This window comes from Achromobacter sp. GbtcB20 (assembly GCF_019091095.1).
In the GTDB taxonomy this organism is placed as follows: Bacteria; Pseudomonadota; Gammaproteobacteria; order Burkholderiales; family Burkholderiaceae_B; genus Achromobacter; species Achromobacter mucicolens.
In genome coordinates, this window is sequence record NZ_JAGXJZ010000905.1 from 1 (window position 1) to 236 (window position 236).

At 71.6% G+C, this 236-nt stretch carries 1 protein-coding gene; it reads right to left on the bottom strand.

Going from position 1 to position 236, the window contains the following annotated elements:
• Window positions 1-236, bottom strand: a 236-nt coding sequence (locus tag KVT32_RS31580) for a M28 family peptidase (RefSeq protein WP_217619582.1), incomplete at both ends; no start/stop codon positions are given.

Sequence of the window (236 nt, forward strand, 5' to 3'; positions counted from 1 at the left end):
GTTGGCGCGCGCCTGGCGCGCCCAGTGGCCGGCGCCCAGCAGGCCCTGTTCCTCGGCGGCGACGGTCATGAAGACCAGGGTCGCGTCGAACTGGTGCTTCGCCATCACGCAGGCCATTTCCATCACGGCGGCGGTGCCCGAGGCGTCGTCGTGGGCGCCCGGCGCCTTGCCGGTGGCGTCCTTCACGTCGGTGTTGCGGCTGTCGTGGTGGCCGCTGACCACGTACAGGCGGTCTT